This window comes from Nocardia lijiangensis NBRC 108240, assembly GCF_001613045.1.
In the GTDB taxonomy this organism is placed as follows: domain Bacteria; phylum Actinomycetota; class Actinomycetes; order Mycobacteriales; family Mycobacteriaceae; genus Nocardia; species Nocardia lijiangensis.
In genome coordinates this window covers 1-19,857 of the sequence record NZ_BDBP01000013.1, presented here as the reverse complement: position 1 = coordinate 19,857, position 19,857 = coordinate 1, and the positions used below count along the sequence as shown (strand labels likewise).

At 68.7% G+C, this 19,857-nt stretch carries 19 protein-coding genes; 9 read left to right on the top strand and 10 right to left on the bottom strand.

Features of this window, described 5'->3' with window-relative positions:
- The first annotated feature begins 331 nt into the window (after positions 1–331).
- Both NL1_RS05085 and NL1_RS05080 read left to right on the top strand, forming a co-directional pair.
- Positions 332–1,276 (top strand): L,D-transpeptidase, encoded by a 945-nt coding sequence (locus NL1_RS05085; protein WP_067834819.1) that lies wholly within the window; start codon positions 332–334, stop codon positions 1,274–1,276.
- A 252-nt stretch (positions 1,277–1,528) separates the two neighbouring features.
- Positions 1,529–2,611 (top strand): ABC transporter ATP-binding protein, encoded by a 1,083-nt coding sequence (locus NL1_RS05080; protein ID WP_067834817.1) that lies wholly within the window; start codon positions 1,529–1,531, stop codon positions 2,609–2,611.
- Positions 2,612–2,628: 17 nt separating this feature from the next.
- Here NL1_RS05080 and NL1_RS05075 read toward each other — a convergent pair whose 3' ends face one another.
- From NL1_RS05075 to NL1_RS05065, 3 genes are all read right to left on the bottom strand, one after another.
- On the bottom strand, positions 2,629–4,656 hold the full coding sequence (locus NL1_RS05075) for a M13 family metallopeptidase (RefSeq protein ID WP_067834816.1): 2,028 nt from the start codon (positions 4,654–4,656) through the stop codon (positions 2,629–2,631).
- A gap of 99 nt (positions 4,657–4,755) precedes the next feature.
- Entirely contained in the window at positions 4,756–5,130 is a 375-nt protein-coding gene (locus tag NL1_RS05070; RefSeq protein WP_067834814.1) for a DUF397 domain-containing protein, read from the bottom strand.
- A gap of 10 nt (positions 5,131–5,140) precedes the next feature.
- Positions 5,141–5,992, bottom strand: coding sequence for a Scr1 family TA system antitoxin-like transcriptional regulator (locus NL1_RS05065; RefSeq protein WP_067834811.1), 852 nt, complete (start codon positions 5,990–5,992; stop codon positions 5,141–5,143).
- 128 nt (positions 5,993–6,120) lie between these two features.
- Here NL1_RS05065 and NL1_RS05060 point away from each other — a divergent pair, with 128 nt between their 5' ends.
- Positions 6,121–6,681: a hypothetical protein gene (locus NL1_RS05060; RefSeq protein ID WP_067834809.1), complete on the top strand. Its 561-nt coding sequence runs from the start codon at positions 6,121–6,123 to the stop codon at positions 6,679–6,681.
- A gap of 6 nt (positions 6,682–6,687) precedes the next feature.
- On the opposite strand, the gene NL1_RS05055 is transcribed toward NL1_RS05060, so the two are convergent.
- Together NL1_RS05055 and NL1_RS05050 are read right to left on the bottom strand one after the other, a co-directional pair.
- Positions 6,688–7,182 carry a DUF4190 domain-containing protein gene (locus NL1_RS05055; protein WP_067834807.1) on the bottom strand — a complete coding sequence of 165 codons (495 nt, stop codon included), beginning with the start codon at positions 7,180–7,182 and terminating at the stop codon, positions 6,688–6,690.
- Positions 7,183–7,320: 138 nt separating this feature from the next.
- Positions 7,321–8,109: a pirin family protein gene (locus tag NL1_RS05050; protein WP_067834806.1), complete on the bottom strand. Its 789-nt coding sequence runs from the start codon at positions 8,107–8,109 to the stop codon at positions 7,321–7,323.
- Positions 8,110–8,360: 251 nt separating this feature from the next.
- Between NL1_RS05050 and NL1_RS05045 the strand changes: the two genes are divergently transcribed.
- A complete protein-coding gene (locus NL1_RS05045; RefSeq protein ID WP_245673096.1) occupies positions 8,361–8,834 on the top strand; it encodes an NUDIX hydrolase in 474 nt (157 codons plus the stop codon).
- 24 nt (positions 8,835–8,858) lie between these two features.
- Positions 8,859–10,202 (top strand): MFS transporter, encoded by a 1,344-nt coding sequence (locus NL1_RS05040; protein WP_084510321.1) that lies wholly within the window; start codon positions 8,859–8,861, stop codon positions 10,200–10,202.
- Between the two features lie 20 nt (positions 10,203–10,222).
- Here the strand turns inward: NL1_RS05040 and NL1_RS05035 are convergent, their stop codons facing one another.
- Positions 10,223–10,864, bottom strand: a complete 642-nt coding sequence (locus NL1_RS05035) for a hypothetical protein (protein ID WP_067834804.1) — start codon at positions 10,862–10,864, stop codon at positions 10,223–10,225.
- A gap of 134 nt (positions 10,865–10,998) precedes the next feature.
- On the opposite strand from NL1_RS05035, the gene NL1_RS05030 reads away from it, so the two are divergent.
- Complete coding sequence (locus NL1_RS05030) at positions 10,999–12,660, top strand: glycoside hydrolase family 183 protein (RefSeq protein ID WP_067834802.1); 1,662 nt, start codon at positions 10,999–11,001, stop codon at positions 12,658–12,660.
- On the opposite strand, the gene NL1_RS05025 is transcribed toward NL1_RS05030, so the two are convergent.
- From NL1_RS05025 to NL1_RS05015, 3 genes are read right to left on the bottom strand one after another with little or no spacing between them, the layout of a single operon-like run.
- Positions 12,661–13,518, bottom strand: a complete 858-nt coding sequence (locus NL1_RS05025; protein WP_067834800.1) for a 5-oxoprolinase subunit C family protein — start codon at positions 13,516–13,518, stop codon at positions 12,661–12,663. It lies immediately after the preceding gene.
- Positions 13,515–14,237 carry a 5-oxoprolinase subunit B family protein gene (locus NL1_RS05020; protein WP_067834798.1) on the bottom strand — a complete coding sequence of 241 codons (723 nt, stop codon included), beginning with the start codon at positions 14,235–14,237 and terminating at the stop codon, positions 13,515–13,517. The genes NL1_RS05025 and NL1_RS05020 overlap by 4 nt, the downstream gene beginning before the upstream one ends.
- Before the next feature lie 14 nt (positions 14,238–14,251).
- Entirely contained in the window at positions 14,252–15,004 is a 753-nt protein-coding gene (locus tag NL1_RS05015; protein WP_156094664.1) for a LamB/YcsF family protein, read from the bottom strand.
- Positions 15,005–15,171: 167 nt separating this feature from the next.
- Here NL1_RS05015 and NL1_RS05010 point away from each other — a divergent pair, with 167 nt between their 5' ends.
- On the top strand, positions 15,172–15,987 hold the full coding sequence (locus tag NL1_RS05010) for a hypothetical protein (RefSeq protein ID WP_067834796.1): 816 nt from the start codon (positions 15,172–15,174) through the stop codon (positions 15,985–15,987).
- A 21-nt stretch (positions 15,988–16,008) separates the two neighbouring features.
- Here the strand turns inward: NL1_RS05010 and NL1_RS05005 are convergent, their stop codons facing one another.
- Positions 16,009–17,466, bottom strand: a complete 1,458-nt coding sequence (locus NL1_RS05005; protein WP_067835035.1) for a CCA tRNA nucleotidyltransferase — start codon at positions 17,464–17,466, stop codon at positions 16,009–16,011.
- Between the two features lie 493 nt (positions 17,467–17,959).
- Between NL1_RS05005 and NL1_RS05000 the strand changes: the two genes are divergently transcribed.
- Positions 17,960–18,496 carry an NUDIX hydrolase gene (locus NL1_RS05000; RefSeq protein ID WP_067834794.1) on the top strand — a complete coding sequence of 179 codons (537 nt, stop codon included), beginning with the start codon at positions 17,960–17,962 and terminating at the stop codon, positions 18,494–18,496.
- The coding region (locus NL1_RS04995; protein WP_245673095.1) for a DUF6049 family protein at positions 18,493–19,857 on the top strand (1,365 nt) is incomplete at its 3' end. The genes NL1_RS05000 and NL1_RS04995, both read left to right, overlap by 4 nt.

The following is a 19,857-nucleotide window of genomic DNA, read 5'->3' as shown; positions in this document are numbered from 1 at the left end:
CGGGCCGCAGGTTGCCGCACTTGCGCCGGACTTGGCGACCTGACCGGCTCGTTTGCCCAAAGGCACTGACTGTCAATGGCTTATGTGTCCTAGGCCACATCTGACCGAATGGACGAATAACCGAATAACGGCACTGGCTTCCTGCCCCGTCGGGACGGTAGGAATGAATGAGGTCGGGCCGTCAGATGCCCGTGGGGCGCTTCGCAGGCCTCCGGCAGTACCCGTGGCAGCCCCGATGGACTCGCGACATCGCTCGCGAACGCTCGAGCACCAAACCGATGAGACATCTCGCTCGCGTACGCGCGCGCGAGAGCTGGAATGGACGAAACCTATGCAAGCCGCTTCGAACAACAGGTCGCTGTCGACTTTCCGCGAGGAAGGAAGGCTAGCCCGCCGGATTCGGCGGGGCGTCCTCTTGTCCGCGGCGATCGCGGCGGCCGGTGCCATGATCGTCGCTCCCGCGCAGGCCGAGCCGGGTATTCCCGGATTCGGTCCGGGTATTCCTGGATTCGGTCCGGGTATTCCCGGATTCGGTCCGGGCTCGGCAGCCGTGAGCACCGATCCCGCGCCGGAGGCCAACTTCGCACCGCCGGCCATCAACATCGATGATGGCGAGACGGTCGGCGTCGCGCAGCCGATCATCATCACCTTCCAAGAGCCGGTGACCGATCACGCCACCGCCGAGAAGGCAATCAAGATCACCTCCTCCAAGGAAGCGCCCGGCCACTTCTACTGGTTCAGCGACAAGCAGGTGCGCTGGCGGCCGTACGACTTCTGGCCGGACAACACCGACGTGAAGGTGGTGGCGGGCGGCACGACCAGCTCGTTCCGCATCGGCGACGCGCTGATCACCACCGCCGACGACAACACCAAGACCATCACCGTCACCCGCAACGGCGAGGTGGTGATGGAGATGCCGACCTCGATGGGCAAGCCCAAGTACGAGACCCCGAACGGCATCTACATCGTCGGCGAGCGCCAGCGCAAGATGATCATGGACTCCTCGACCTACGGCGTCCCGATCGACGCTCCCGAGGGCTACAAGCTCGAGGTCGAGTACGCCACCCGCCTCTCCAACAGCGGCATCTTCGTGCACGCCGCCCCGTGGTCGGTGGGTCAGCAGGGCGTGTCGAACGCCAGCCACGGCTGCCTGAACGTGAGCACCGAGAACGCCCGCTGGTTCTTCGAGAACGCGCAGAAGGGCGACCCGGTCATCGTGCAGAACACCTCGGGCGGGACGCTGAACTCGCGCGACGGCCTGGGCGACTGGAACTGATTTCCGGGCGTTAGCCACCGAAACGCCGATCGCGCACTCCCGCGCGGTCGGCGTTTTCGCGCATTCGGCGATCTTCGCGGTGAAATATCCGCATACGGTTCGCGGTTCCGCCGTCTCACACGAACTGGTCGGATGCTCAGCGCGCCGCCGGGCGATGTTCACCGAAGATTTGCTGTGCGCGTCGTAAAGTCTCCAAGGGTGTGTACACGGCCGGAGCGAGTGCTACCGCAGCCGACACGAGGAGACGACAGCATGGCGACCGTGCGTTTCGACCGGGTGACCCACCGGTACTCCGGTGCGTCAGCGGCCGCTGTCGACGACCTGGAGCTCGACATCGCCGACGGGGAGTTCCTCGTGCTCGTCGGGCCCCGGGGGTGCGGAAAGTCCACCATTCTGCGCATGCTGGCCGGGTTGGAACCGGTGGCGAGCGGCCGCATCCTGATCGGCGGCAGGGACGTCACCGACTTGCCGCCGCGGGCCCGCGACGTGGCCATGGTGTTCCAGAGCTCCGCGCTCTACCCGAACCTGACCGTCGCGCAGAACATGGGCTTCGCACTGCGCAACACGGGAGTGAACGAGGCCGAGGCCACCGTTCGGGTTCGCGAGGCGGCGAAGCTGCTCGAGCTGGAGGATCTGCTCGATCGCAAGCCTGCGAAGCTCTCCGGCGGGGAACGCCAGCGCGTTTCCATGGGCCGGGCCATCGTGCGCAGGCCACAGGTGTTCTGCATGGACGAACCGCTGGCCGCGCTGGACGCCGAACTGCGCGTGAGCGCCCGATCCCAGATCGCCACGCTGCAGAAGCAGCTCGGCACCACCACCGTCTACGTCACCCACGACCAGGTGGAGGCTATGACCATGGGCGACCGGATCGCCGTGCTCCGCGAAGGCGGGCTCCAGCAGCTCGCCGCCCCGCGCGAGCTCTACGACGATCCGGTCAACACCTTCGTCGCCGGTTTCCTCGGCTCACCCGGCATGAATCTCCTCGACGCGCCCGTACGCAACGGCGCGGCGGTGCTCGACGACATCCGAATCCCACTGCCCCGCACCGCGAAGAAAGGCACGCGCGTCATCGTCGGCATCCGCCCCGAATCCTGGGAAGTCACCGCCGACCACGCCGGGAGCCTCACCGTCTCCGCCGAACTCGTCGAAGAACTCGGCGCCGAATCCTTCGTCCACAGCCACGGCGCGTCCGAGGACTGGCACAGCCGCACCGGCAAGGTGGTGGTTCGCGTCGACCGCGGCTTCCAGGTGGCCTCCGGCGCCCCGCTCCACCTACGCCCCAGACCCGACGAAGTCTTCTTCTTCCACTCCGAAACCGAATCCCGGCTCCGCTGAAGCGGTTTCGCCGGTGATTACCAGATCTTCACGCGTTCGGCGGGCTCCAGGTAGAGGGCGTCGCCGGGGTGGACGTCGAAGGCTTCGTGGAAGCTGTCGATATTGCGGACGACGGCGTTGCAACGGAATTCGGGCGGGGAGTGCGGGTCGACGGCGAGGCGGCGGATGGCTTCCTCGATACGCGCCTTGGTGCGCCAGACCTGGGCCCAGCCGTAGAAGACGCGCTGCAAACCGGTGAGACCGTCGATGACCGGGGGCTCGGCGCCGTTCATCGAGATCTTGTACGCCTCCAAGGCGATGGAGAGCCCGCCCAGATCGCCGATGTTCTCGCCGATGGTGAATTCGCCGTTGACGGTGTGCTCGTCGGAAAGGTCCTGCGGGGAGAGCACGCTGTACTGGTCGATCAACGCCTTGGTGCGCTTGGCGAATTCGGCGCGGTCGGCGTCGGTCCACCAGTCGATCATGTTGCCGTCGCCGTCGTACTTGGCGCCCTGATCGTCGAAGCCATGACCGATCTCGTGACCGATCACCGCGCCGATGCCGCCGTAGTTGGCCGCGTCATCGGCGTTCATGTCGAAGAACGGCGGTTGCAGAATCGCTGCGGGGAAGACGATCTCGTTCATGCCCGGGTTGTAGTAGGCGTTCACCGTCTGCGGGGTCATGAACCATTCGTCGCGATCGACCGGCCCGCCGAGCTTCTTCAGGTCGCGATCGTGCTCTGCCGCATAGCCGCTGCGATAGTTGCCGATCAGATCGGCGGGATCGATCACCACGGCGGTGTAGTCGCGCCAGCGCTCCGGGTAACCGATCTTCGGGGTGAACTTCTCCAGCTTGGCCAGCGCCGCCTTCCTGGTGTCCGGACCCATCCACTCCAGCTCGGAGATGTTGCGGCGGTACGCCTCTTGGAGATTGACGACGAGCTCCACCATCTTGGCCTTCGCCTCCGGCGGAAAGTGCTCGGCCACATACAGTTTGCCGACCGACTCGCCGAGCAGCTCCTGCACCACCGAGACGCCGCGCTTCCAGCGCTCCCGGTTCTCCTGGGCGCCGGTGAGCGTGCGGCCGTAGAAGTCGAAGTTCTCCTCGACGATCTCGTCGGTGAGATACGGTGCGCGCGAACGCAGGACGCGCCACGCGGCCCAGGCCCGCCAGTCCGCCGGATCCTCCGCGGCCCAGGTCTGCGCGAAGGTGCGCAGGTACGAAGGCTGGCGCACCACCACTTCGGCGAAAAGCTCGTCGACCGATTTGCCGGTGCCCTCGGCGAGCGCCGAAACCCAGGCGGCCCAGTCGAATTCGGGGTTCTCGGCGGTCAGCGCGTCGAAGGTGGTGAGGTTGTAGCTGCGTTCGGCGTCGCGGCGGCGGACCACGTCCCAGTGGCCTGCGGCCAGCTTGCGCTCCAGCTCGAACACCCGCTGCCCGACCGAGTCCAGGTCCTCCGGCAGCAGCGCGGCGACGCGCGGATCGGCCGCGGCGAGCGCGAACATGCGACCGATGTGCGCGATGTACTTCGTGCGGATCTCGGCGAATTCGTCCTGGCGGTAGTAGGACTCGTCGGGCAGGCCGATACCGGACTGGCCCGCGTGCACCAGGTAGCGGCTGGAGTCCTTGTCGTCGGTGTCGACGTAGACGCCGACCGCGCCGCCGACCCCGGTGCGCTGGAGCCGCCCGATCAGCGCGGCGAAGGCGCCGCGATCGGCAACCTCGCGCACGGCGGCGAGCTCGGCGGAGATCGGCGCGAGCCCGGCGGCGGTGACGGTGTCGGTGTCCATGAAGCTCGAGTACAGATCGCCGATCTTGCGCGCGTCGCTACCCGGCTCGGCCGCCGCCTCCGCGGCGTTCTGGATGATGACCTGCACGTCCAGCTCGGCCTGGTCGTACAGCGCGCGGAAGGCGCCGTCGACCGCGCGATCGGCCGGTATCTGATAGTCGTCCAGCCATTTGCCGTTGACATGCACGAACAGGTCGTCCTGCACCCGGACGGAGTCGTCGAGATGGGACAGGTCGAGGCCGGAGAGGCTGATCGGTTCGGAAGTCACGATCTCCAGTATGCCCAGTGGACGCGAGCGCGCAGGGTGATAGCCGCCGCGGAGGCGGCCCGTTCACGCAGAGTGAACCCCGGCCGCGCGGGCGGCCGGGGCGGGCGGTCAGGCGGGCAGGATGATGCGGTCGAACTCGCCGTCGTACGCGCCGGCGAGGAAGGCTTCCCACTCTTCGGGGGTGTAGACGAGGGCGATGTCGCCGCGGCGGAGCGTGGTGGTGCCGTCCGCGGCGGTGTGGACGATCAGGTCGGTGTGCGATCGCCCGCTGTTGAGCATGGTCAGGAACGTGGTCCATGCGCTCGCGGTGACGGTGATGATGGGCTCGTCGGCGGGGCGGTTGGCCGGGTTGCGGCGGTATTTGCTGTCACGGATGAGCACCGCATCACCATCGAACCGAACCTCGACGCATTGGTTGCCATTGTTCGATCGGGTCGACGTGAACCAGCCGGTGGAGCCCGGCGGGCTAGCGGTGGTGGCCATGGGCAGGATTTTACCCGAGCGCGTGCCGTCTGATCAGGGCCAATGATTCGTCACGGGTCAGCGATTGCTCCAGCGCGCGCAGGTAGGCGAAGCTCAGATCGCGCACCAGCTCGGGGTCGTCGACCGCGCCGCCGAAGACCGCGCTCTCGGCCCAGCCGAAGGTCGGCAGCTGCACGCCGGCGAAATCGATCAGGTGGAAACTGCAACCGCCCAGGGTCGCGCCCGCTGTCGCGGCGAACGGGATGACGCGCACCTCGACCGTGTCCAGCTCGTCGATCAGCTTGGCCAAGTGCTCGAGCTGGCCGTGCAGCACGGTCGGGCCACCGGTCTGCTGCAACAGCGCGGCCTCGCCGACGACGGCGGTGAGCTCGACGCGCTCCGGGCCGCGCAACCGGTCCTGGCGGCGCATGCGAATGGCCACCAGCTGTTCCACCTGCACGGGACGGATCATCACGTCGGCGCTGATGAGAGCGCGGGCATAGGCCTCGGTCTGCAGCAAACCGGGAACGATCAGGCTGTCGTAACTGCGGATGCTCTGCGCGCCGTGCTCCATGCCGTAGAGCCGCTGGAGTTCGGGACCGATCAGCGCGGAGGACTTCGCCCACCAGCCGCGCTGTTTACTGGCGTCCAGCAGGGCGAGCAACTCGGTGCGCTCCTCGGCGGTCACCTCGAGCAGTTCGAGCACGGGACCGATGGTGTTGCCGGTGAGCACGCGCCTGCCCTTTTCCACGTGCGACCAGTTCGCCGGGGTGAAACCGACCCGCTTGGCGAAGGTCGCGGAATCGAAGCCGCGCTGTTCGCGCAGCTCGCGAAGGCGCAGCACCAGTTCCCAACGCGCGACAGTAGGCGAGACGGGTGCCATGACACGCGATGCTACGCCTCGGCAACACGCCAGCGCGTGACTATTGTCAACCTAGTTGCGCAGGGCTAGGGTCGACACAGCGGCCGATTCACCCGTCACGTTCACTCCGCATCGAGGCGAGGTACGTCATGAGCACGTTCCGCACTGAATCAGGCAGTCACGGCCCGCTCGAAGCACCGGACGCCTCGCCATCGCACGCGGCCGCCCCGGAGTTCGCGGCCGCTCAGGAGTACACAGCCGCCCAGGACGCGTTCGCCCGATGTCGCCACTACCGCAAGGACAACGGGCTATATGCCGTGGTCGACCCTGCGCTCGGCCGCATCGTGCTCGAGGTCGGGGCCGTCGGCGCGGTCGTCATGCCCGCCTCCCTCGGCGCCAAGGTGCGTGCGCTGCTCACCGCGGGCGGACGCCGCGGCGGCCCGATCATCGCGCATCCGCGTTCAGGGCGCTGGACGTTCCTGACCGGTCCGACCGACAACTCCTACCTGGACATGGCGCTTTTCGCCGACCTGTTCCGCGTCTGCGCCTCGGTCGCCCTGCCGGGCAGCCGCATCGTGTTGCCCTCGCCCGCCGACGAACACAGCGGCTACCGCACCTGGGTCGCGCCGCCGGACCGGGACTACCGGCCGGAACTGCCCGAGGTGATCGCCGCTACCAGGGCAGCGACGATCCCGTCGAAGCACGAGTGAGCTCGCCTACGGCGTCGGCCGCGGCGTCAGCGTGACGCTGAAGCGATCCTCGATGTTCTGGTTCCACTTCCGCTCGCACTCATCGATCTTGGACTGATCGTTGCCCGCCTTGTCCAGGCAGTCGATCAGGTCCTTGCCGCCGGAATCGACGAAGAAGCTCCAGCCGACGATGGCGATGAGGATCGAGCCGATCAGGGCGAGCACGCTCAAGATCAAACCGGTGACGGCCATCCCGGTGCCGCCCGCGGTGCCCTTGCGCGCCTTGACGAAGGCGATGATGCCGAAGATCAGACCGAACAGGCCGAACAGGACGCCGCCGAGGATCGTCCAGAAGCTGAGCAGCGCCAGGATGCCGAGAACCAACGCGGTGATGGCGAGGCCCTTGCCCTTCGGCGACTCCTGCCAATAGCCGCCCTGTCCGGGCGGGGGATACCCGCCGGGCGGCGGCGGATACTGTCCGGGTGGCGGAGGGTATTGGCCGGGCGGGGGATATTGCGACATGGACTTCCTCTCAGTCGGTGCCGCTGGTCGAACTCGCTGCGGGTCTCGCGGGTCCTGCGGGTGCGCTGCGCGGCCGTCGCCTACTGATCGCGCTCCCTACGCTCGGATGTTAATCGGGCGCACCGACCGATGGACCGCTCATTGTCCGCCGAGTCTCGCGTGCATCTCCCAGACCAGGATTTCCGCCGGAGCGTGCGCGGTGATGCGCTGACCGCCGGTGCGCGTCAGGCGCACGGCGTCGCCCTCGTACAGCGGGCCGACGCCCTCCATCTCCACCTCGCCGCGGGCGACGAACAGGTGCAGGTACGGCGCGTCGGGCAGGTCGATCACCTGCGGCGCCGCGCCCGGCTCCACACCGGGCATGCGGGCCACGTGCAGCGCGGAATGGCTGCTGTTGATCGCGATGGCGGTGCGATCGCGGTAGCGCGGCAGGCCCGAGGCCACCGCGACAAGGCCGCCGCCCGCCAGCTCGTCATCGATTTCCAGCTGCTGGTAGCCGGGGGTCAGGCCCGGCTCGTCGGGCACCACCCACATCTGCACGAAATGCACCGGCTCCTCGTGCTCGGCGCTGTTGTCCAGCCGCCACGAGTCGTTCTTCTCCGAATGCAGGATGCCGGTGCCCGCGCTCATCCGCTGGGCGAGGCCGGGGTAGATGACGCCGCTGTGCCCGAGCGAATCCTGGTGCACCAGGCTGCCGCCGAGGACCCAGGTGACGATCTCCATGTCCCGGTGCGGATGGGTGTCGAAACCCTGCCCGGGCAGCACGATGTCCTCGTTGTTCACCAGCAGCAGGCCGTGATGGGTGTTCTCCGGGTCGTAGTGCTCACCGAAGGAGAACGAATGCTTCGAATCCAGCCAGGACACCCGCGTTTTCATGCGGTCGCCGCCACGGTGAACATCGATGTGAGGCGTCGTGAGTGTGGACATCGGGGTCCTCCTCTCTCCGACCGTGCACCGATCACCTTTCAGGGTAGGAGCACTCGAGGTCGCGGTACTCCTGATTACTAGTAAATTGTCCTGCACTCGGCATTTTACGCGAGCGACCAGCGGGTGAACGGCAGGCAACCAGTACCGACCGGTGCGGCGCAGCGGGAACAGGACACGTAGGGTAACCCGCGACGGAGCCCTTTCTCGACGGCACCGGGTTCGTAACACCATGCGCCCCAACGGAACCGGAGGTGAGAGCCGAATTGCGGCGTAACGCGCTCGATCGCATCGAACGGCAGCTCCGCACCGAGGCGCGCCGCGACGGCATCAGCGATTTCGTGGTCGGCGTCGCCGTGTTCCGCGACCGGAAACTCCTCATGGTCCGGCGGGTGCCCGACGACTATCACGGCGGCATGTACGAACTGCCCGGCGGCGGCGTGGAATCGGGGGAGACCTTCGCCGAGTGCGTGGCGCGGGAATTGTTCGAGGAAACCGGGCTGCGGGTACGCACCATCACCGAGTTCCTCGGCGGCATCGACTACGCCACCCGCACCAGGCCGAAGGTGCGCAAGTTCAGCTTCCTCGTGGAGGTGGAGCCGGGCGAGGTGGCGCTGGCTCCCGGCGAACACGACGCCTTCGCCTGGATCGACGCGAGCGCGCTCGACGAACTGCCGATGACGCCCGATATGCGGGCGGCGGTCAGTTCCCTGGTCAGCTCGGGCTGACCCGGGCAGGGCACAATCGGGGCGGTGTCTATCGGTCGCCCAGAAGCCAGCCCGCCCGCCGACGCGCCGCGCGTTCCGCTGCGCACGGCGCTGCGCGAGAGTCCCGGCGTGCTGCGCTTGGCGATCGTGCGCTTCGCCGGACAGTTCGGCGACGGGATGTTCCAGGCGGCGCTGTCCGGCGCGATCCTGTTCAACCCCGAACGCGAGACCGATCCGCTCGCCATCGCCGCGGGCTTCGCCGTCCTGCTCCTGCCGTATTCGCTGATCGGGCCCTACGCGGGCGCACTGCTGGATCGCTGGGACCGGCGCGCGGTGCTGCTGGTGGCCAATGCGCTGCGCGGCGTGCTGATCGGCGTGACGAGCGTCTGCCTGCTCCTCGGAATCGCCGAGCCGCCGCTGCTGCTGCTCGCGCTGGCCGTGGTCGGCATCAGCAGATTCGTGATGGCGGGCGTCTCGGCGGCGTTGCCGAAGGTGCTCGCCCAGGAGTGGTTGGTGCCGATGAATTCGGTGCTGGCCACGGTGGCCTCGGGCTGTGCTGCCGCGGGCGCGGCCATCGCGGTGGCCGTGATCGGGGTGATCGGGGCGGGTGATTTCGGTTCCGCCGTCGCCGTCGCGATCAGCGGAGCCGGGTCGGTGCTCGGCGCGGTGTTCGCGGCGGGCTTCCGGCACGGCGTGCTCGGTCCGGAGGACGGCAGCGCGGTGCGGGAGGGAACCGTGCACGCGATCCTCACCGGGCTGCGCACCGGCGCGACGGCGGTGTGGCAGTCGGTGTCGGTGACCACGGCGATGGTCGGCATCGGCACGCATCGGGTGGTGTTCGGGGCGAACACGCTGATCATGGTGCTGGTGTTGCGGCAGTCGGGTTCGGGACTGAGCAGCGGCCTGATCGGGTTCGGCGTGGCGATCGCCGCGACGGCGGGCGGCATGCTGGTCGCCGCCGTCGTCGCGCCCTTGGTGATCCCGCGGTTCGGCCGGGCGCGCACGGTGGTCGGCGGGCTGGTCGCGGCGATGATCGTGCAGCTCACCCTGGTGACGCCGATCGCCGTGGCCGAGGCGGGCGCGGCGACCCAGCGCGCGCATCAACTGCTGCTGGCGGGCGCCTTCCTGTTCGGGCTGGCCGGGCAGACGATCAAACTCACCGGCGACGCCACCATGCAGATAGATATCGATGACGCCAGGCGCGGACAGGTGTTCGCCCTCCAGGACACCGTCTTCAATATCGCGTTCGTCTCGGCCATCGCGCTCGCCGCCCTGATGATCCCCGACAACGGGCGCTCGCTGCCGGTGGTCGTGGCGGGCGCGGCCGGGTACGGGCTGGGGATTCTCGCGATCGCGCTCAACAGCAGGCGGCGGACGGCCGGACGTTAGTACTCCGCAGCGCTCGTGGATCAGAAGCGCGAGTGCGGATCCTCGAACAGGTCGGATGTCGTCGTGGGCGGTTCGGCGATCCGCGCGGTCTCCGTCGGCAGGGGCGCCGCGTCGTCCGGGCGGGCGGACCAGATCGGGTGCTCCGATCCCAGCGGGGCCGAATGATGCGGCGGTTCGGGATGATTCGCGGCGGGCGGCAGGTCTCGCGGCGATGTCGGGTGGTCCCACGGGGGAACCTGGTGCAAGACGCCCGCGGGCGGTTCCGGATGGATCGGGTAGTCGGCGAGAGCTTCGGTGACGGCGGGGCCCGCGCCGTGCTGCGGGGCGGCGAGCGGGTCCGGGCCGGTGCGCACGATCCAGTCGAGCGGTTCGCTGACCGCGTCGGCGGCCGCGCCGGTGATCTGGTGATTCCAGGTGCCGAGTCCGGTGGGATCGGTATAGAAGTGGTCGAGCACGCCGTCGTCGTCGAGGTCTAGCGCGGCCACGTCGGCGACGCCGGTGCCGTGCGAATCCCACAGTGCGTCGTCGGCAAGGCCGTCGTCGTCGAAATCCAGCTGGATGGCGTCGGCGGTCCCGGTGCTGGCCAGGTCGAGATCGGCCGGTGACGACCAGACCTCGACGGTGCCGTCGCCCGTCCCGAAGCCGTACTCGATGTCGTTCATATCTGGTTGGACGCGACCGGCCCCGATCCGGTTCCCTCACGATTGTGATCGGCTCCGCACGGCGCCCGGCCCGACCTCGTCCGTTCCGGTAAGTTGATCAAGCTGCGTCCGATTCGACCAGGGAGTCAACAGATATGGGAGCGCTGCCGCGGAAGCTGGAATCGCCAGCGCTCTTCGGGGTATTGCTCGCCGGAGCGCTGTCGGTCCCCGCTCCCGCGCAGGCCGCTCCCCACCCGTGGGCACCTCCGCCGGTCAATCTGTGCGGCGAGACGGGATTCGATCCGCTGGCCCGCCGGCCCGATCCGAGCCTGCCGCCGCCACCGCCGATCGTGCTCCCGCCGCAGATCGACATTCCCGTGCCGATCCCGGAGATCACTCCGGTGCCCGTGCCGGACCCGCCGCAGGACAAGACCCGCATCGTTCCCGAGCCGCTGCCCGAAGATCCGTGCCGCAACCCGTGTCCCGATATCCGCGACACGCCGAAGCCGGAGACGGCGGCCTCGGATCCGGAGACGCCCGAGGCGCCGGCTCCCGGCGGCACCGGATCGAGCTCGGGCAGCGGAAGCGGTTCCGGCTCGGGCAGCTCGGACACCGGCAGCTCGGACACCGGCAGTTCGGACTCCGGCAGCGGCTCTGGCTCCGGCTCGGGCAGCGCTGGAATCCAGTTGCCGCGCATCGAGTTCCGCCCCGAGATCGAGCCCATCCCCATTCCGGTGCCGGGCGGCCCCGGCGAGGAGCCGCAGCCCGCGCCACCTCTGGTCGTGCACCCGATCGAACCGGGGCCCGTGGCCGAGGGCGTCGGCACGCCGCGGGTGAACGAGGTCGAACTGGTCGGCCAGGTCACCGGGCACGGTTCGGACAACCGCACCGATATGCGCTGGCAGGTCGACGGCACCGACCTCGGCCTGATGTGGGAGACCAAGCCGGGCGAGGTCGCCGTCGTCTTCGGCGACACCTTCGGCGAGGGCTGGGTGACCGGCGGCGCGGGCGGACCGGACTGGCGCAGCAACGTGCTGGCCTACAGCACCGACCGCGACCTCTCCGACGGCTTGACCCTCGACACCATGGTGCAGGACAGCCGCTGCCACGCGGCCGAGATCCTGAGCAGCCGCAAGATCAAGAACTGGGAGACCACCGTCATCCCGACCTCCGGGTTCGCGATCGGGAAGCGCCAGTACCTGAGCTACATGTCGGTGAACAGGTGGAGCCGCGTCCCCGGCATGTGGTGGACCAACTACGGCGGCATCGCCTACTCCGACGACAACGGCAGCACCTGGACCAAGGATCAGTACGCCAGGTGGGACAACCTTTTCGGGATGGGGCGCTTCCAAGTCGCCGCGATGGTCCCGCAGGGCGACTACGTCTACATGTTCGGCACGCCCAACGGCCGGGTCGGCGTGGTCGGGTTGGCCAGGGTGCCCAAGAATCAGGTACTCAACAAGACCGCGTACCAGTACTGGGTGAACGGCAGCTGGGCGCCCGTCGCCGAGAACCACGCGACGCCACTGTTTCTCGGCATCGCGAGCGAGGTGTCGGTGCGCTACGACAAGGCCGCCGGCAAATGGCAGATGGTGTACTTGGATTCGGCGCAGGGCGCCGTCGTGCTGAGGGAAGCCGCTGCGCCGCAGGGTATCTGGACCGACACGGCGACGCTGGTCAACACCTCGGACTACCCGAAGTCCTACGGCGGCTTCATCCACCCGTGGTCCACAGGACGGGACCTGTACTTCACCATCTCGGCCTGGGACACCTACAACGTCTATCTGATGCGCGCCGACATCGGCACGCCGAAATGATCAGCTGACGCGCAGAAACCGTAGTCGCTGACCGGGTCTGGCCTGGGCCACCGCGTCGACGTCGGCGTCGAGTACCACCGCGATCACCGGATAACCGCCGGTGATCGGGTGATCGGCGAGGAAGATCACCGGCTGGCCGCTCGGCGGCACTTGAACCGAGCCGAGCGCCATACCCTCGGTGCGCAATTCGCCGGTGATCCGCCGCCGCAGGGGCGGACCGCTGACGCGGTCGATGCGGGCGCCGACGCGGTCGATGTCGCTGGACACCGACCATTCGCCCGCGAAAAGCGCTGCGGCGTCGTCGAACCAGTCGTCGCGCGGGCCGAGCAGCGCGCGCACCGTGACGACACCGTTGATCGGACCCGCGACGGGCGCGAAGTCGACGAGCGGAAGCTGGCGCGGAACGGGCCCGATCGGCAGCCGAACGCCCACCCGCAGCGGTTCCGGTCCGATGCCGGACAGCGTGTCGCGGCTGCGCGATCCGAGCACCGGCGCGACATCGATGCCGCCGCGCACCGCGACGTAACTGCGCAGCCCGCTCGACGCGAAGCCGAGCCGAAGGGACTGCCCCTCTTCGAGTTCCAGCACGCTGGCATGGCCGACCGGAGTGCCGTCCAGCACCGCCTGGGCGGGTGCGCCGGTCACCGCGACGGTGTGGTGCCGTTCGGCGCGCAGCACCAGGCCGCCGAGCAACACCTCGATCGCCGCGGCGCCCTCCGGATTCCCGACCAGTCGATTCGCCAGGCGCAGTGACGCGCGATCGGCCGCGCCCGACGGCCCGACGCCGGAATCGAACCAGCCGGGACGGCCGAGATCCTGGATGGTGGCCAGCGGGCCGACCCACTCGACGAGCATCATCCGGCCACCTCGAAACGGACCATACCGCCCACGCGGATCAGCGCGGGCGGATCGCGGTCGACGTCCCACATCGGCAGATCGGTACGGCCGATCAACTGCCAGCCGCCCGGCGTGCTGCGCGGATACACCGCCGAGTAGCCGCCCGCGAGGGCGACGGCGCCTTCGGGTATCGACGTGCGCGCGGTGTCCCTGCGGGGCACGGTCAGGCGACCGTCGGGGGACTCGAGATAGCCGAAGCCCGGTGCGAATCCGACGAACGCGCAACGCCATACGGTGCCGGTATGCGCGGCGATCACCTCGTCCTCTGTCATGCCGAGCAGGTCGGCGACATCGGCCAGGTCCGCCCCGTCGTAGCGCACCGGGATGACGATCGGTTCGGGAGAATCGTTGTGCGGCACTGTTTCACGGGAAACATCCGGCGAGTAAGCAGTGCGCTGGGCGTCTTCGAGCTGGGCATCTTCGAGCTGAGTCCCTTCCAGCTGTGCGTCTTCCAGCAGAGCACAGATCTCGCGGCGCACCGATTCGGCGTCGGCGGCGGAAACCAGAGTCACCAGCACGGTTTCGGCAGCGGGCAATACGTCCTGGATGCCCGCGGGCGCGCTGCCGCGCAGCGCATCGGCCAATGCGGCGGCCAGGCCGGGGTCGCTCGGGGCGACCAGAAGCGCTCGATCCCCGGCCGCTCGAATGTACTTCTGCCAGGGCGATTTCGGGTCTCTCATCGCGGCTCTCCGGTCTATGCGAACGGCTCGACCGGGACACCCGACTCCGCGAGTTCGGCGCGAATCCGCCGCGCCATCTCCACCGCGGCCGGGGTGTCGCCGTGCACGCACAGACTGGCTGCGGAGACCGCGACCTCACCGCCTTCGATCGTGCGCGCCGTGCGCGACGCCGCGATCGACATCGCCTGCGCCACTGCCTCATCCGCGTGCAGGACCGCGCCGGGCAGCCCGCGCGGAGCGAGCGAGCCGGACGGGGTGTAGGCGCGGTCGGCGAAGCCCTCGCCGACGAACCGGATCTTCGCTTCGGCGGCAGCCGTCTCGAGCTCCGTGGCCGCCGGGCCGAGCAGCACGAGTTCGGCGTCGTACTCGGCCAACGCGGTGAGCAGCGCCTCGGCCAGCTCCCGATCCGCCGCGGCGGCGTGGTAGAGCGCGCCGTGCGGCTTCACATAGCGGACCCGGTCGCCCGCGGCCTTGGCGAAGGCGTCGAGCGCTCCGATCTGATACAGCACCTCGTCGCGCAGCTCGGCGGGCGGCACGGCGATCGCGCGCCTGCCGAAACCGGCCAGGTCCCGGTACCCGACGTGGGCGCCGATCCGCACTCCCTTGCGCACCGCCGTCGTGCAGGTGGCGCGCATGATCGACGGATCACCGGCGTGAAAGCCGCAGGCGATGTTGGCGCTGGTCACGATGTCGAGCATCGCCGCGTCGTCGCCCATCGTCCACGGGCCGAAGCCCTCGCCGAGATCGCTGTTGAGATCCAGCGCCATCGGTGTCCTCCCGCCGTCGATTCTGCGCGTGCCCGTGACATTGTCGTCCTCGCGCGCCGCACCGGCCAAAGAATCGGCAGACCGGCGCCGCTGATCGCAACCGCACCGATGATCGCCCTCCGCACGGATGGTCGCACCGCGCTCCGGCAAGTACCCTCGGTGCAATCATGGCCACGTATTTCGATCCGAAGTCATGGTCACCGCTATGGGCCGTCGACTTCGGCAAGCGCCTGTTCGATCAGTCCTGGCTGGAGCAGTGGATCACGACAACCACCTCGTGGGTGGATCCCGTCGTCGACCTCGGCTCGGGCACGGTCACCGCGCTGATGCCCGACGTTCTGATGACGGTGCTCAGCGAAGGCATCCTCAGCCGGTTCGGCGGCCAAGAGGTCAGTGCCACCCTGCTCGGCCACGAGGTGAGCGCGACCCTGCAGGTATTGAAGGTGCGCAGGCGCGGAGCGCACTTCCAGACCAAGACGGTCCTGTCGCGGATGAGCTGGGACGACCATCCGATCGAAGCGGTCACGGTGATCGCGCACGGCGTCCGGCTGATCCCCGGGGTGCCGACCAAGTTGCGGGCGTCCCAGCTGGACCTGGAGGGCACCGTCACCACGGCGGCCCTGGTCGGCTGGCTGAACACCCAGCCGCTGGACTGGAAACTGAGCGTGCACGAGAACGGCCTGATCCGGGCCAGGCACCGAAGACGCAGGATGACCGCGCTGGTCGACGCCGCGATCGAGAACAACCTGCTCACCATCGACATCCACCGGGCCAACTGGCTCGGCCTCCGGATACCGCGGCGCATCATCACCGCGCCCGCGCTGCTGCTGGAGAACCTGCCGCAGCACGCCCGCATCGCACGCGCCTTCCGCGAGGACGACCTGGTCCGGTTCCACGTCGACCTGCCGGAAACGACCGGCTCGTTCGACCTGGTGCAGATCCGCAACGCCATCGTCGCGGGAACCACGCTCATCGTCTTCTGAGCCCGGGTCGCGAAAGCCCTTTCAGCTCTGCGACTTCCACCATTCCATCAGCGCCGCCTCGGCCTCGTCGCGCGTCATCGGGCCGCGATCGAGGCGCAGCTCCTTGAGGTAGCGCCACGCCTTGCCGACCGCGGGGCCGGGCGGCAGGCCGAGCAGCTCCATGATCGCGTTGCCGTCCAGGTCGGGGCGGACCCTGGCCAGATCCTCCTCCTGCTGGATCCGCTCGATGCGCACCTCGAGGTCGTCGTAGGTGGCGCGCAGGGCGGCGGCGCGGCGCTTGTTGCGGGTGGTGCAGTCCGCGCGCACCAGCTTGTGCAGCCGGGGCAGCAACTCGGCAGCGTCGGTGACGTAGCGGCGCACCGCGGAATCGGTCCACTGCCCCTTGCCGTAGCCGTGGAAACGCAGATGCAGGAAGACCAGCCGCGCCACGTCCTCGGTGAACTGCTTCGGATACTTCAGCGCCCGCATCCGCCTGCGCACCATCTTGGCGCCGACCACCTCGTGATGGTGAAAGCTGACGCCGCCGCCCGGCTCGTTGCGCTTGGTGTCGGGCTTGCCGATGTCGTGCAGCAGCGCCGCCCAGCGCAGCACCAGGTCGGGATCGCCCTCCTCGAGGTCGATGGCCTGCTGCAGCACGGTGAGTGAATGCCAGTACACGTCCTTGTGCTGGTGGTGCTCGTCGATCTCCAGCTTCATCGCGGGCACCTCGGGCAGCACGCGCTGGGCGAGACCGGTCTCACACATCACGTTGATGCCGTCGATCGGGTGCACGCCGCCGATGAGCTTGTCGAGTTCGACGCGCACCCGCTCGGCGGTGATGCGATCGATCTCCTCCGCCATCGCCTCGATGGCGGTGCGCACCCGGGGCGTGAGTGCGAACCCGAGCTGCGAGACGAAGCGGGCGGCGCGCAGCATGCGCAGCGGATCGTCGTGGAACGAATCCTCCGGCGCCGCAGGGGTGTCCAGCACGCCGGCCAGCAGCGCGTCCATCCCGCCGAGCGGATCGACGAACTCGAGCGAACCGTCCGCGGCGATCTTCACGGCCATCGCGTTGACGGTGAAGTCGCGGCGCACCAGGTCGCCTTCGAGGGTGTCGCCGAAGGTCACCTCCGGATTGCGCGAGACCCGGTCGTAGGTGTCGCTGCGGAAGGTGGTGATCTCCAGCTGCTGATCGGCCTTTGCCGCGCTGACCGTGCCGAACGCAAGGCCGCCGGTGTCCCACAGGTGGTCGGCCCACCCACGCATGATGTCCTGCACCTGCTCCGGCCGCGCGCTGGTGGTGAAGTCCAGATCCGTGCCGAGCCGCCCGAGCACCGCGTCGCGCACGCTGCCGCCGACCAGATACAGCTCGTGCCCGCGCGCCGCGAACAGTTCCCCGAGTGGCGTGAGCACGTCGGCGAGCCCGCCGAGCGTGACCGCGGCCGCCGCCAGCAACCGGGTACGCCGATCGTCGGAAGGCAGCTGGGCGGGATCGGTCACTTGCGCATCCTCGGACTTGGGCGAAACCACGAACAAGCAGCTTACCGAGCCGGGAAAAGCGATTTTCCGGCACGCGACCGAACACCCGGATCGAACGAGAAGAGATGCCGGTCCACCTGACAAACCGATGGTCACAACCACTCCGCGCAGCCCATGAAACGAACCGCCATCCCCACATTCCCAACCACCCCCGGGGGAGAGCCTTACGAGCCCGTTCGCGACAAAAGGGGCCGCGAACACGCGCGCCAACAACACGGTCGCGAATCTCGACCGAGCCAGCCAGTCGCAAAGATTTAAACGAACAGAACACATCGCATCCCCACCCGCCGACCACGGAGCGAGCCCGACGAGCGACCGTTCGCGGCCGTCTCGCTTCCCAGCGGTCGAAGCGCATGCGACGAAGTCGCGAGTCTCGACCGCTGGGAAGCGAGACATAAGGGCCGCGAACCCGCCGCGCGCCAGCGCGGCAAATCGAACACAGTAGGATTGCTTGGTGTCTCCGGCCGATCGCGCGAACAGTCGACGCCGCCAGCCTCGGCGCCGCGGTTCGGCGGCCAACGCGGCGAAACCGCGCATGCGTACCGTCCGGGAGACTTCCGCGGGGGGATTGGTCGTGGACGGTCTGGACGGACCGAGCGATAAACGCAGCGCTGCCTTGATCGGTCGCACCGATCGCCGCGGCCGGTTGCTGTGGTCGTTGCCGAAGGGTCATATCGAGGAAGGCGAGACGGCGGAGCAGACCGCGATCCGTGAGGTGGCCGAGGAGACCGGCATTCACGGCGTGGTGGTGGCCGAGTTGGGCAGTATCGATTACTGGTTCGTCACCGAGGGCCGCCGGGTACACAAGACCGTGCATCATTATCTTTTGCGTTCCGTCGGCGGCGAGTTGTCCGACGCCGACGTGGAGGTCACCCAGGTCGCCTGGGTTCCCTTGAGTGAGCTGGATTCTCGTTTGGCCTACGCCGACGAGCGCAGACTCGCCGAGGTGGCGAACCGGTTGATCGACCGGATGGAGACCGGCAAGCGATGACCCAGACTTTTCGGCATCGCGCAGCGATTCCGTGGGGGGTGGTGGCCGGGCGACGGGTGGGCCTGTTCCGGATCATCGTGGCGGTCCTGACCTTACTCGGTTCGGTGACGGCCGTGCCGGTGCTGCTCGCCGCACCGTCGGGTGCGCAGCCGAACGGGTCGAACAATTCCACGACGCCCAAATTCGTGAAGCTGTCGCTGGATTCGGTGACGCCCTCGGCAGTGACCACGACCAGTGATCCACTGCTCACGGTGTCGGGCACGGTGACGAACATCGGCGATCGCGTGGTCGACGACATCAGCGTCCGTATTCAACGGGCGGCGGCGGTGTCGGCGCCGAGCGGGTTGCGCTCGGCGTTGCGGCTGGATCAGGTCAACTACGAGCTGACCGGTCCGTTCGAGGACGTGGTCGAGCGGCTCAGCCCCGGGCAGCGCAAGCAGTTCACGCTGAGCATTCCGCTGCGGTCGGGCGATGATGCGTCGTTGCAGATCACCGAGCCCGGCGTGTACCCGCTGCTGTTGAACGTCAACGGCGAGCCCGCATACGGCAGCCAGGCGCGGCTCGACGACGCGCGGTTCCTGTTGCCGGTGCTCGGTGTGCCGCCCGCAGGGCCGGACGCTCCGGAGCCGGTGCCCGCGCCGACCGACGCTCCGGTGGGCACCACGTTGCTGTGGCCGTTGGCCGACCGGCCGCGGATGGTGGCGGGCGTGCCGGGCTCGGTGAACGGCAATGTCGAGCTGACCGACGACGAGCTGGCGGCCTCGCTGGGCAAGGGCGGTCGGCTGGAGCAGCTGCTCGGCGCGCTGGAGTCGGCGCTCGGCTCGGGGGTGAACCGGGATCGCGGAGTGGCCTCGGCGGTGTGCGTCGTGATCGACCCGGATCTGCTGCTCACCGTGCAGGCGATGACAGAGGGTTACCGCGTGCTCGCCAGCCCGTCGGATCCGGACGGCGCGACCAGGGAGGGCGCCGGATCCGAGCATGCGCGGGTCTGGCTGGACCGGTTGCGCGCGCTCGCCTCGTCGACGTGCACGGTGGCGTTGCCGTTCGCGCAGGTGGACGTGACCGCGCTGGCGGCGGTCGATGATCCCGAGCTGTCCGCGCGCGCGTTGGACGCGCCCGCGGAACTCGTCGATTCGATCCTGGCGACCCGCTCGCTGCGCGGGGTGAGCCTGCCGGATTCCGGCAGCATCGATGCTGGCGGCGCAATGTTGTTGCGCAGCCATGGCTTCGGCACCGTCGTGCTCGCGGGCACGGCCGCGGCGCCGGTCGGCGAGGCCGGTTCGGCGGATTTCAGCAACGGGCGCGGGTCCGCGAGCGCGACGACGGACGTCCCGGAGACCGCGGCGCCCGAACTGGTCCGG

Coding starts and splice junctions, on each gene's coding strand:
- NL1_RS05010 (WP_067834796.1), top strand. CDS start 15,172: ATGGCCACGTATTTCGATCCGAAGTCATGGTCACCGCTATGGGCCGTC.
- NL1_RS05065 (WP_067834811.1), bottom strand. CDS start 5,992: ATGGCACCCGTCTCGCCTACTGTCGCGCGTTGGGAACTGGTGCTGCGC.
- NL1_RS05030 (WP_067834802.1), top strand. CDS start 10,999: ATGGGAGCGCTGCCGCGGAAGCTGGAATCGCCAGCGCTCTTCGGGGTA.
- NL1_RS05060 (WP_067834809.1), top strand. CDS start 6,121: ATGAGCACGTTCCGCACTGAATCAGGCAGTCACGGCCCGCTCGAAGCA.
- NL1_RS05015 (WP_156094664.1), bottom strand. CDS start 15,004: ATGGCGCTGGATCTCAACAGCGATCTCGGCGAGGGCTTCGGCCCGTGG.
- NL1_RS05055 (WP_067834807.1), bottom strand. CDS start 7,182: ATGTCGCAATATCCCCCGCCCGGCCAATACCCTCCGCCACCCGGACAG.
- NL1_RS05020 (WP_067834798.1), bottom strand. CDS start 14,237: ATGAGAGACCCGAAATCGCCCTGGCAGAAGTACATTCGAGCGGCCGGG.
- NL1_RS05070 (WP_067834814.1), bottom strand. CDS start 5,130: ATGGCCACCACCGCTAGCCCGCCGGGCTCCACCGGCTGGTTCACGTCG.
- NL1_RS05025 (WP_067834800.1), bottom strand. CDS start 13,518: ATGATGCTCGTCGAGTGGGTCGGCCCGCTGGCCACCATCCAGGATCTC.
- NL1_RS05080 (WP_067834817.1), top strand. CDS start 1,529: ATGGCGACCGTGCGTTTCGACCGGGTGACCCACCGGTACTCCGGTGCG.
- NL1_RS05050 (WP_067834806.1), bottom strand. CDS start 8,109: ATGTCCACACTCACGACGCCTCACATCGATGTTCACCGTGGCGGCGAC.
- NL1_RS05085 (WP_067834819.1), top strand. CDS start 332: ATGCAAGCCGCTTCGAACAACAGGTCGCTGTCGACTTTCCGCGAGGAA.
- NL1_RS05035 (WP_067834804.1), bottom strand. CDS start 10,864: ATGAACGACATCGAGTACGGCTTCGGGACGGGCGACGGCACCGTCGAG.